Source organism: Micromonospora sp. ALFpr18c (assembly GCF_008868155.1).
Lineage (GTDB): Bacteria > Actinomycetota > Actinomycetes > Mycobacteriales > Micromonosporaceae > Micromonospora.
This window is the reverse complement of sequence record NZ_WBKR01000058.1, coordinates 18,594-29,473: the sequence shown is the minus strand read 5'-3', so window position 1 is coordinate 29,473 and position 10,880 is coordinate 18,594. Positions and strand designations below refer to the sequence as shown.

9 protein-coding genes are annotated in these 10,880 nt (G+C 70.2%); 3 read left to right on the top strand and 6 right to left on the bottom strand.

What is annotated here, in order from left to right; genetic code table 11:
- Positions 1 to 131 precede the first annotated feature (131 nt).
- Together F8271_RS13345 and F8271_RS13340 are read right to left on the bottom strand one after the other, a co-directional pair.
- Positions 132 to 614, bottom strand: coding sequence for a hypothetical protein (locus F8271_RS13345; RefSeq protein WP_151490007.1), 483 nt, complete (start codon positions 612 to 614; stop codon positions 132 to 134).
- Positions 615 to 1,672: 1,058 nt separating this feature from the next.
- A complete protein-coding gene (locus F8271_RS13340; RefSeq protein ID WP_225854501.1) occupies positions 1,673 to 5,446 on the bottom strand; it encodes a S8 family serine peptidase in 3,774 nt (1,257 codons plus the stop codon).
- A 181-nt stretch (positions 5,447 to 5,627) separates the two neighbouring features.
- On the opposite strand from F8271_RS13340, the gene F8271_RS13335 reads away from it, so the two are divergent.
- Entirely contained in the window at positions 5,628 to 5,876 is a 249-nt protein-coding gene (locus F8271_RS13335; RefSeq protein WP_151490006.1) for a hypothetical protein, read from the top strand.
- 52 nt (positions 5,877 to 5,928) lie between these two features.
- Here F8271_RS13335 and F8271_RS13330 read toward each other — a convergent pair whose 3' ends face one another.
- A complete protein-coding gene (locus tag F8271_RS13330; RefSeq protein WP_192580270.1) occupies positions 5,929 to 7,260 on the bottom strand; it encodes an ABC transporter substrate-binding protein in 1,332 nt (443 codons plus the stop codon).
- A gap of 150 nt (positions 7,261 to 7,410) precedes the next feature.
- Here F8271_RS13330 and F8271_RS13325 point away from each other — a divergent pair, with 150 nt between their 5' ends.
- A complete protein-coding gene (locus F8271_RS13325) occupies positions 7,411 to 8,244 on the top strand; it encodes a phosphoribosylaminoimidazolesuccinocarboxamide synthase (RefSeq protein ID WP_151490005.1) in 834 nt (277 codons plus the stop codon).
- Between the two features lie 12 nt (positions 8,245 to 8,256).
- Here F8271_RS13325 and F8271_RS13320 read toward each other — a convergent pair whose 3' ends face one another.
- Complete coding sequence (locus tag F8271_RS13320) at positions 8,257 to 8,439, bottom strand: hypothetical protein (protein ID WP_151490004.1); 183 nt, start codon at positions 8,437 to 8,439, stop codon at positions 8,257 to 8,259.
- Positions 8,440 to 8,620: 181 nt separating this feature from the next.
- Between F8271_RS13320 and F8271_RS13315 the strand changes: the two genes are divergently transcribed.
- On the top strand, positions 8,621 to 8,833 hold the full coding sequence (locus F8271_RS13315; protein ID WP_151490003.1) for an AlpA family transcriptional regulator: 213 nt from the start codon (positions 8,621 to 8,623) through the stop codon (positions 8,831 to 8,833).
- Here the strand turns inward: F8271_RS13315 and F8271_RS13310 are convergent.
- Both F8271_RS13310 and glpK read right to left on the bottom strand, forming a co-directional pair.
- Positions 8,830 to 9,339, bottom strand: a complete 510-nt coding sequence (locus tag F8271_RS13310) for a pyridoxamine 5'-phosphate oxidase family protein (RefSeq protein ID WP_151490002.1) — start codon at positions 9,337 to 9,339, stop codon at positions 8,830 to 8,832. The genes F8271_RS13315 and F8271_RS13310 overlap by 4 nt on opposite strands.
- A gap of 3 nt (positions 9,340 to 9,342) precedes the next feature.
- Positions 9,343 to 10,827, bottom strand: coding sequence for a glycerol kinase GlpK (gene glpK / locus F8271_RS13305; protein WP_151490001.1), 1,485 nt, complete (start codon positions 10,825 to 10,827; stop codon positions 9,343 to 9,345).
- Between the last annotated feature and the right edge of the window lie 53 nt (positions 10,828 to 10,880).

Here is a 10,880-nt window from a genome sequence, read left to right as displayed (position 1 = left end):
TCCTGGCCTCGCTACGCAACCTCGCCATCAACGCCCTACGCCTGGCCGGCCGACCCGACATCACCGAAGCCACCCGCTGGGCAGCCCGCAACATGACCAGGCCATTCACCATCCTCGGCCTCACATCGTGATCATGAAACGGCCGTGACGTTCGAAGAGCGCCACGCAGTAGCGCCTTCACCGATGAAAACTCGGCCGGAACGAGTCGTCGTCACGGCCCCATCCGCATAGTGTACAGTGCGACCCCGAATCATTCGGGCTAAAGAAACCGCGTAAGAATCCTTGCCGCCGGATCCCGCGTGACAAACGATCAGCTCGATCGATTTCGCCTTCGACCCATATCGAGCTATCCATGCAGCAAGTGTCTTTGCCGGCACGACACCACCCTCGACCACCGGCATGTGCTGTGCACGTCCATTGCGCTGAACTAGCATGGCATGTGCGAAAACCCGCAACGTCCCGGCGTCTTTAGGAAATGCGGATGCGGCACGGAGAGTCTCGGCCTCAAGGATGTCGGCGAGAATGATGGCACTATCGGTGAATATGGCACCCTTGGGGGGAGCATCTGATGCGTCCCAAACGCCGATGCTATCGGGTCGAAAATGATCGTCCATTTGTTCTTAACTCCCTTTCGGGAACAAGGTGTTACTTCCGGGATGGCCTGTATGTTCAACGCACATCCTGAACCAGAGGTTCATCCTGGCGGTGGTTTGTCGCGTTCGTCATCTTTCTCTGCTCTGTGGGGTTACCTGAGGTGGATGTTGGGTCGAGCGGTTGGGGCGCCGGTGGAACCCAGCCGAGTCACCCATCGCCACCCCTGCACCAACCGGCAGCAGGTGACCACCGCTCCATCAAAGTGGGGGTAACTCAGAGCCACCCTTTTGGCACTACCCAGGTTGATGCGTTCGAGAGGGTTTGTGGATTTAAGGGCTCTGTCTCGCATTCGGCTCTGGCTCACATTCGGTGGTGACATTTCGTGACGGCATCGCCAGCGTCCGCCCAAGCCTCCGGTGCTCGCGCTTAGGTGCTGATCGGTCCCCGCCTGGCTGCCACAACCACAATCCGCTACACCGCTTGCCCTGACTGCACCAATTTGGGCAGCTGTACGCACACGAAGATAGGCCACTACTCCCAGTCACCACCCGCAAGTGAGTCAGAGCCGTTGGCGAGACAGTCCCCGCCGAAGGCCAGCAATGAGACGATGTTCGGATGGTCCACTCGGTGAAGCGCCTCGACCTCGCGCCGGAAGGGCACCCGCTGGATCTCGTCGGCGTTACGCCGAGAGATCAGCTTCAGGGCGACGTGGGCCCTGTCTCCCTGTCAGGGGTCAGTGAATCGACGGCGGCGGGCGTGAGACAGGAGCTACGCCCAAGTTCGCGTGAGTGCTTCTCAAGGGATGAAATACCGGCGTCGAACAGCTACGAACGATAGACAGGTTCCATGTAGGGGCTGTGCTCGTAGGCCAGGCGCTCAAGGTCTACGACAGCTTCCTCGATAGCGGCGGCGACACCGGCGTCTTCGTGGGCTTGAACATGGTCGCACCATGAGCGAGACACCATGACTAGATCATGGGCGATATCAACACACGCCCACTCCGGGTTCCCTGTGCTTACTCGTTGCCATGTCACACCGCGGGGGCCGGTGCCGACCGGGCACCGGCCCCCCGCGGATGTCACCTGAGGCCGAAGGCCCGCATGACGGTCTGCGTGACACCGCCGCCGTTGCGCTGCTTGGCGGTGACGCGGATGGACACGTAGTCGGCGCGGTGCGGCGCGTTCAGGGACGCCGTCCAGGTGCCCTTGCGTTCCTTCAGGTCCTGCCGCTGCCAGGTGCGCCCGTCGTCGTAGGAGACCTCGAGGCCGAGTGCGGAGACCCCGTCCCGGGCGGCGGTGCTGCCCACCACCACCGGCGTGATGGCGAGGTCGGTCCGGCGCGTAGCGCGGCCTGCCAGGTCCAGATCTGTCCCGTAGTCCAACTGGACCAGTGGGATGGCCTGCACGTCCTCGGCCGCACCGGAGAGGAAGTTCCACTCGGTGCGCCCGCTGCTGGAGTACGGGCTGTAGTCCGGGTTGGTCTCCGTCTCGACGACCAGCCGGTACGGCAGCTTCTGCGGTGACAACTCGCTGGCGTTGAACTTCGGCCACCCCTCCAACTGAACCAGCTGCTTGTCGCCCTGGTACAACGTGATCCGCTGGAGCATGCCGCTGCCGCCGCTGTGCGCGGCGCCCGCATCACCGAATCCCTGGATGTAGGCGCTCAGGTAGCCCTCGCTGCGGAATGGGATCTCGTTGGTGAGCAGACGTGGCCGGGTGATGGGCCCGAACCAGCGGTCCTTCTGGACGCTGCCCGGCCGGTAGGCGATCTCGTCCGTGTGCGATCGCGTCCAGCCGTCGACGTAGGCGTCCTGCTTCCACCTGATGCCGTCACCGGCGGAGACCCAGTCGGTACGCGGCCCCGGGGTGACCGGATCGAACGGGAACGAGCGGGCGGCGGACCACTCGTACGGCGGGAAGTCCACCCGCGTCTCGGCGGACCGCTTGCCCGGCGGCGGGGTGAACTGGAGGTCGATCCGGGCGAGGCTGCGGGGGTCGGTCCTGGCCGACGGGTCACTGGGCACCCCGCCACGGTGGTAGTCGACCAGGTCGTACAGGTATTTCGGCGAGGGGTGGGCGGTGACGGTGAGTCGTACCCCCTTCCGGCCGGCGGCGGTGATCGTCGTGATCAGGGTTTCGCCCTCGCCCTTGACCAGCGAGGCGACCGGGACCGGCCCGGCGGTCGTGCCGTCGGCGTTTCCGTACCAGCCGCTGGTGCGGCCTTCGCCGTCGTTGACCACGAGGAGCATCGCCGCGCCGGCGGCCTGCGCCGCCGCCACCTGGTCCGCGGGGGTCACGGCGTCGCTGTCGCGTACGACCACGGCCCTGCCGCGGGCGGACACGCCGGTGTAGTCGGCCTTCGAGCCGGTGCCGGCGAAGACGGCGTCCAGGCGCGAGGTGCCGTCGGGCAGCGGTCGGGAGCCGGGTTGCACGAGGGGGTCGCCGACTCGGTGGCCGTTGTGGATGATCTCCAGCGGCGTCTGTGCGGCGCGGATCCGGGTGGTGAAGACGAAGCTGCCCTTCGTCACCTTGTCCCTGGTGGGCAGTGCCCACAGGCTGTCGTAGGTGGTGCCCGGCCAGAACGTCTCGCGCAGGGCGCTTCCGTCGCTGGGCGTCGGCTCGCGGGACGTGAACGAGCGGTAGACGTCGATGCGGCTGTTGGTGACGGCGGTCGGCTGGGTGGTCGCGACTGTGACCTGGCGGGCCTTCGAGGCGTCGAGGTCGACGACCCGGTTGCTCGTCAGGTCCACCTCGGGGGCGGTCAGCATCGCGAGCCCGAGGGAGTGGGCGCCGTGCAGACCCTTTACGTCGGTGGCGGCGACGACCGTGTAGGAGCCGGGGTCCCAGCGGCTGGTGAGCTTCCCGTCCCGTACCCACATGAAGGTGGAGATCCCGTCGGCGCTGACGATCTCCACCTCGCCGCTCGCGGGCTGTCCGGCGCGGTCCTTGAGGTTGATGGTCAGGTCGTACTTCTTGGATTCCACGGCGACCCCGACGGCCGTGTGCACCTCACCGGCCGGGTGGCGGGCGGTGACCTGGGCGGAGTAGCGGCCGGCGGCGAGCCCTTCCGGGTCCACCACCACGTCGACCGTCGACGTGCCGTGCGCCGGCACCGTGACCTGGGCGGCGCTCGCCGTGAACGTCGTGGCGGGGGAGTCGCCGCGATCGACGGAGAGATCGAGCGTGAGGGGGCTGCCCGTGGTGTTGGTGTAGCTGATCTTCCGGGTGATCCGCTGCGGCTGGATGCCGGGCGACCAGCCGACGAGGCCGGCGTCCACCGACCCGGTCGCGATGATCTGGTCCTGGTGGTAGGCGGCGGCCACGTTCAGCCGACCGCTGCCGGCCCGGTAGGCGTTGTAGTCGGGCGTGCGCACGCTGGTGCCCATCAGGGCGTCCTTGATCTGCTGCGCGCTCCACTGCGGGTGCTTCTGGGCCAGCAGGGCGGCGGCCCCGGTGACGTGCGGCGCCGCCATGGAGGTGCCGCTGTCCAGCTGGTAGAAGCCCTCACCCCAGGTGAGGTGCTGCGAGCGGGCCGCGAGCACGTCCACGCCGGGTGCGGTCATGTCGGGCTTCAGGGCGTCGTCGGCCATCCGCGGGCCGGCGCTGGAGAAGTCGGCCAGGTGGTCGGAGCCGTCGACCGCGCCGATGGTGAGCGCGGCGTCCGCGGTTCCCGGCGCTCCGAGGGTGTACGGGTCGGGTCCGCTGTTGCCGGCGGAGACGACGAAGAGCGCGCCCGTCTCGGCGGTCAACTGGTTCAGGGACTGGCTCAGCGGATCGTCCTGGGTGTGCCAGGCGTTGACCCCCAGGCTCATGTTGATCACCTTGGCGTGTTCGGTCCGCGCCGCCCACTCCATGCCGGCGATGATCCCCGAGATCGACCCGCTTCCGTTGCTGTCGAGGACCTTGCCGATCACCAGGCTGGCGTCGGGGGCGACCCCTCGTTCCTTGCCGCCGGAGGCGGCGCCGGTGCCGGCGACGGTGGAGGCGGTGTGGGTGCCGTGTCCGTTGCGGTCGATGATGTCCTCGCCGGGGATGAAGCTGCGCGACGCCACCACCCGGTTCGCGAGGTCCGGGTGGGTCGTGTCCACTCCGGTGTCCAGCACGGCGACGCGGACGCCGCTGCCGGTGCCCCCGGCGGCCCAGGCGGCGGGGGCACCGACCTGCGCCGTGGTGTCGGCGAGGGCGGCCTTCGCCCGGCCGTCGAGCCACACCGTGTCGACGCCGGCGGTAAAGGAGGGCGTGGCCGTGCCGGCGCTCCGGCCGCTCGACGGCGGAGCCGCCTGCGCCGCACCGCCGGTGAGGGCCGACCAGAAGTCGGCGGCCTGCGCCCGACGCGTACGGATCGCCTGGCCGCCGATCGAGGGCAGGTCCAGAGTGGTCTGCGCGCCGGGCAGCGCGGCGCTGGCCCGGAGGGCCGCCGCACCCGTCGTACGGGTGACGATCAGGGGGAGTGCGCTGGTCCGCGCGTCGTCGAAGCCCTGGGCGACGAGTTGGGTGACGTCGAAGAGCTGCTTGTCGAGTCGACCGGTCGCGAGGTACGGCATCGCCTCGTCCGGGTACACATAGGTGTCCCCACCCTCGGTGGCGACGCGGACGGCGCCGGTGGCGCCCGGCGCGCGCTCCACGTCCACGCCGGGCGGCGTCCCGTCGCGTCCCGGCGTCACCGTCACCGTGTCGCCGGTGATCAGCGTGACCGTGACCGGTGCGCGGTCGGCGGTGCCGGTCGTGGCCGGTGGCGCCGGCGGCGGTGGGGACGCGGGGGCGCCGTGGGCCGTCGTGGGGGTGACCAGAGCGGTGACGAGGGTGACGCCGACCGCTGCTGCCGCAGATCTTCGGGTGAGAGAGAGCCGCACAGTGCCTCCAGAGTTGAACCTGGAGGGATCCGATCACCTCGGGGGATTCATGTAAAGATCATCAACTTTGCCGGGAGGTTGCGGGATCGTTGCGTACCGGTGGGCTCACCTGGGGCCCCGGTCCCGTGAATTCGGCGCGGACCCACGTGCCGAGGTTGCGCCCTTCGGCGAGGATGGGCGCATGTCTTCATTCGGTAGGTGGTGGGGCCGGCTCAGCGCGGTCCTCGGTACGGTCGTGCTGGCGGTGTTCGTGCCCGTCGCGGCCTGGGCGTCCACGGGCACCGGCGAGCTGGTGGTGGAGGCGGCCCGACGGCGGTCCCGCGGCGGCGGGTTCGGATTCCTCGGGCTGCTCTGCTGCCTGGTGGTGGTGGCGGTGATCGTCTTCCTGGTACTGCGACTGGTGCGCAATCGTCGCGGCCCGCAGCGCTGACCGGGGGCGACGGGAGGTCACCAGCGGCCGGCCCTGGGCCGGCCGCCGGTGCTCACACCGCGAGGGCCGCGATGGCCTGCGACAGGAAGCGCGCGGTGGCCTCGCGGGTGCCGTCGCGCTTGACGCGGATGCGCTCGGCGGCGGTGACCAGCAGGGTACGAACCTTGGCGTGCCCCTTGGGCGGTGGCGCCGGTGCCGGACCGAGCAGGTCGGCGATGCTGGCGCCGAACGCGGCGGCGCGCCGCTGGGCCGGGTCGGTGATGCTGCCCTCGGCGTAGCGGCGGACGAGGAGGCTGGCGTTCAGCCCCCGCTCGTGGCCGAGGACGGTGCCGGCCTCGCCGTTCGTGGTCAGAAAGTTGATCACGTCGGTGACCGTGTCCGGGTGCCGGGTGCCCCGGAACGCCGCCCAGTACATCGACGCCCGCGCCCACTGGGCTCCCGGCGGGCCGGGGAAGCCGACCACACCCAACTCGGATTTGGTGAGGCGTTGCAGCTCCGGTAGCTGATGCGACCAGGCGAACGACGTGGCGGTCAGCCCGGTCACCACCGGTTGCCGGGCCGGCTCGCCGCTGTCGGCCTGCTCGACAAGCGCCGCGCCCGGCGTCGCCCGCTCGGCGCGGGCCCGCTGCCACAGCTCGAACCAGCTGATCAGCTCGTCCGCGCCGAAGCCCAGCTGCCGCCCCCGGTAGAACTCGCCGCCCTGCGAGCGCAGCCACAGCCACAGCGCCCGGTAGTCGCCGGACGCGTCCATGGTGCCGGCCACCCGGCCGTCGCTGGCCTCGGTGACCTGCTCCGCCCAGGAGATGTACTCCGCCCAGGTCATCCCGCCGCGCGGCTCCGGCACCCGCAACTCCCGCAGCAGGTCCCGGTTGAAGACCACGCCGGCGAGGGTCTGCCCGCTGGCGACCGCCATCGTCCGGCCGTCCACCGTGCCGTAGCGGATCAGGCCCTCCGGCAGGCCGCGCAGGTCCAACCGGTGGTCGGTGACCCGGTCGGTGAGATCGAGGACGATCTGGCGCTGGGTGTACTCGGTCAGCATGGAGTCGTCGAGCTGGATCAGATCCGGCACGTTGCCACCGGCCGCCTGGGTGGCCAGCCGGTCGTAGTAGCCGTCGATGCCCTGCCAGGTGACCCGGAAGGTGACCTGTGGGTTGCGGTCCGAGTAGAGCCGGAGCGCCTTCTCGGTGAGCTCCGCCCGTTTCGCGCTGCCCCACCAGAAGACCGACAGCTCGACCGGCCCGCTCTGGCTGGAGGTGGTGGCGCCGTCGCTGCAACCGGCCAGCCCGCCGGACGCCAGCAGGGGAGCGCCGAGCATCGCGGTGAGCAGGCGGCGCCGGCCCGGGTCGGCGCCGAGGCGGTCGATCGGGGGTCGAACAACGGGCACGGGGGTCTCCTGGCACCTGCGTGGGCAGCGGTCGGACCATTCACGCAGGCGGCGCAGGAGGGTGTCAACGTCCGTCCGGTCACCCCGCGTCGCCCCTCGGCGTGGGTAGTCGGATCAGCCTCTCCGGTGCCGCGTGGTGTACTAGGGCGCGTGGAACTTCTGCACTCGGGCAAGGTCCGGGACGTCTACGCCGACGGCGACGACCTGATCCTGGTCGCCTCGGATCGCATCTCGATCTACGACGTGGCCCTGCCGACGCCGATCCCGGACAAGGGTCGCCTGCTCACCGCGCTCTCGCTCTGGTGGTTCGAGCAGCTCGCCGACCTGGTGCCGAACCACGTCATCTCGTCCACCGACGTGCCCGCCGAGTTCGCCGGGCGGGCGATCCGCTGCCAGCGGCTCGACATGGTCCCGGTCGAGTGCGTCGCGCGCGGCTACCTCACCGGCGGCGGCCTGCGGGAGTACGAGCGCACCGGCACGGTCTCCGGTGTGTCGCTGCCCCGGGGGCTCGGCGAGGCGTCGATCCTGCCCGAACCGATCTTCACACCGTCGAGCAAGGCGCCGATGGGGGAGCACGACGAACCCATCACGTACGACGACGTGGTGGCCAAGGTCGGCGAGGCCACCGCCGAGCGGCTTCGGCAGATCACCCTCGACATCTACCGGCGCGGCGCGGAGCTGGCCGCCGACCGGGGCATCCTGATCGCCGACACCAAGATCGAGCTGGGCTGGGCGCCGGACGGCACCCTGGTCCTCGCCGACGAGCTGCTCACCTCCGACTCGTCGCGGTTCTGGCCGGCCGAGTCGTACCAGCCGGGTCGGGTGCAGTTCTCCTACGACAAGCAGTACGTGCGCGACTGGGCCACCGGCACCGGCTGGGACAAGCAGGCCCCGGCGCCGGACGTACCCGCCGAAGTCGTCGAGGCGACCCGCGCCCGCTACGTCGAGGTCTACGAGAAGCTCACCGGCAACCGCTGGAGCTGAACCACGCGGATCTCAGAACCGGTCCGGCCGACTGTTGCCCGTACGCGCGGCCCGCACCCGGTCCCGCGCCCACCGCAGCGCGTCGCACCCGTCGGATCGGCAGCGCCCACACCCGCCGTCGACGTGATGCTGGGTGATGATCCGCCTGGCCAACAACGGCACCCACTCGCTGCGGGGCAGCTCGCGCTCCAGCATCGCACCTCCAAGAAGGGCAGGTCCGGCCACCGGCCCCTGGTCAGGCAGCCGGACCGCTTCCCCGAGGGCCGAGCTGGCGCGGTGCCACCGGCCCCGGGAAGAGCCTCCCTGTCATACCCGACAGTGTCAAGTCTGACAGCTGCCACATGTGACACTGACGGGTGCGCATAGCGTCCGATCCATGGTCCGCAGGCTGTACGGCAGCGCCGAGCTACAGGAACGTCTCCAGGTGTCCCGCGCTCGCGTCGTGCAGATCACCAGTCGACCGGACTTCCCGGAGCCGTTCGATCGGCTGGCCGGGGGAGCGGTGTGGCTGGTCACGGACGTAGAGGCGTGGATTTCTGAGCACCGGCCGCACCAGGCGCGGGACGCCGAGTCGGACGAGGAGAGCTAACGCTTCCAGAACTGGCGCGGGGCGTAGCCGTCGCGGCGTAGCCAGTGCTCGGTGTAGACGATCCGATCCGCCTCCACCACCACGAGCGGCCCGTCGGGCGGGTCGTCCAGACTGCGTGACCGCTCGACGTGGTCGGACTGCCAGCGCACCGCCGGCCAGTAGTGGGCGAAGTCCTCATCCTGTGAATCGAGGACCCGGGCCCGGCCGAAGAGCTGTGCGCCTCGGCTGCTGGCCTGGCCGACCAGCGGGGCGAAGACGCCGATCGACACCCGGGGGTCGGCGGCGATGTTGCGCATCTTCGGCGAGTTCGCCGCCGCGGTGAACAGCAGCGCGAAGTCGAGGTGGAAATACCGCACGGGGGTGGCCAACGGGCCGTCCGGGCCGGTGGTGGCCAGTACGCACATGTTCTGCGAGGACAGCAGGTTGAGGATCCGCTCCTGCAACCTCGGACGGTCGAGGCGTTCCCGGGGGCTGGGGCCGCCCAGCCACGGGTTGGTCACCGGCACGGCTCACTCCACCCAGTCGAGGGTGCGCTGCACGGCCTTGCGCCACTGGTGCAGCTCCTGCTCGCGCAGCTCCGGGGCCATGGCCGGCTCCCACTGCGCGTCGGAGCGCCACTGCGCCCGCAGGGTGGCCAGGTCGGGCCAGAAGCCGACCGCGAGACCGGCCGCGTACGCCGCGCCGAGGCAGGTGGTCTCGGTGATCCGGGAGCGGACCACCGGCACGTCGAGCACGTCGGCGAGGAACTGCATGAGCAGCCCGTTGGCGGTCATCCCACCGTCCACCCGGAGTCGGCGCAGCGCCACGTCGGAGTCGGCGTTCATCGCGTCGACCACCTCGCGGGTCTGCCACGCCGACGCCTCCAGCACCGCCCGCGCCAGGTGCCCCTTGGTGATGTAGCCGGTCAGGCCGGCGATCACGCCGCGCGCGTCGCTGCGCCAGTGTGGAGCGAACAGCCCGGAGAACGCCGGCACGACGTAGCAGCCGCCGTTGTCGTCCACGGTGCCTGCCAGATCCTCCACCTCCGCGGCCGACGAGATCAGCCCGAGGTTGTCCCGCAGCCACTGCACCAGCGAGCCGGTGACCGCGATGGCGCCCTCCAGGGCGTACGCCGGGGGTTGGCCCTCGATCCGGTAGGCGACCGTGGTGAGCAGGCCGTGTGTCGACGGGACCGGGCTGGCTCCGGTGTTGAGCAGCAGGAAACTGCCGGTGCCGTAGGTGCACTTCGCCTCGCCCGGCTGGAAGCAGGTCTGCCCGAACAGAGCGGCCTGCTGGTCGCCGAGGGCGCTGGCCACCGGCACCCCGGCGAGCACGCCGGTGCCCGTGCCGTACACCTCGGCGGAGCAGCGGATCTCCGGCAGCATCGCCGCCGGCACGCCCATCGCGTCCAGCAGATCCGGATCCCAGTTCAGGGTGGTGAGGTCCATCAGCATGGTCCGGCTGGCGTTGGTCACGTCGGTCACGTGCTCGCCGGTCAGATTCCAGATCAGCCAGCTGTCCATGGTGCCGAACAGCACCTCGCCGCGTTCGGCGCGCTCGCGCAGGCCGTCGACCTCGTCGAGCAGCCAGCGCAGCTTCGGCCCGGCGAAGTAGGTGGCCAGCGGCAGGCCGGTGCGGGTCCGGAACCGCTCCTCGCCGTACGCCGAAGCCAGCTCGCGCAGCAGCGGCCCGGTGCGGGTGTCCTGCCAGACGATGGCGTTGGCCACCGGGCGGCCGGTGGCCCGGTCCCACACGACGGTGGTCTCCCGCTGGTTGGTGATACCCACGGCGGCCAGCCCGGCCGTGTCGGTGCCGGCGGCCCGCAGCGCCTCGGAGACCACCTGCTGGACGTTGTCCCAGATCTCCTCGGCGTCGTGCTCCACCCAACCGGGTCTGGGGAAGATCTGCCGGTGCTCGCGCTGGGCCACGGCGACGATCTCCCCGGCGGAGTCGAAGACGATGCACCGTGACGAGGTGGTGCCCTGGTCGATGGCGGCGACGTACTGGGGGGTCACCGCAGCACCGTACCCAAACCGGCGGCGCGGAGCGACCGACGTCACGCGGGCCT

Bases quoted from the DNA above. Each gene is read 5' to 3' on its own strand.
- F8271_RS13345 (WP_151490007.1), bottom strand. From the start codon at position 614: ATGGACGATCATTTTCGACCCGATAGCATCGGCGTTTGGGACGCATCA.
- F8271_RS13335 (WP_151490006.1), top strand. From the start codon at position 5,628: ATGTCTTCATTCGGTAGGTGGTGGGGCCGGCTCAGCGCGGTCCTCGGT.
- F8271_RS13320 (WP_151490004.1), bottom strand. From the start codon at position 8,439: ATGCTGGAGCGCGAGCTGCCCCGCAGCGAGTGGGTGCCGTTGTTGGCC.
- F8271_RS13315 (WP_151490003.1), top strand. From the start codon at position 8,621: ATGGTCCGCAGGCTGTACGGCAGCGCCGAGCTACAGGAACGTCTCCAG.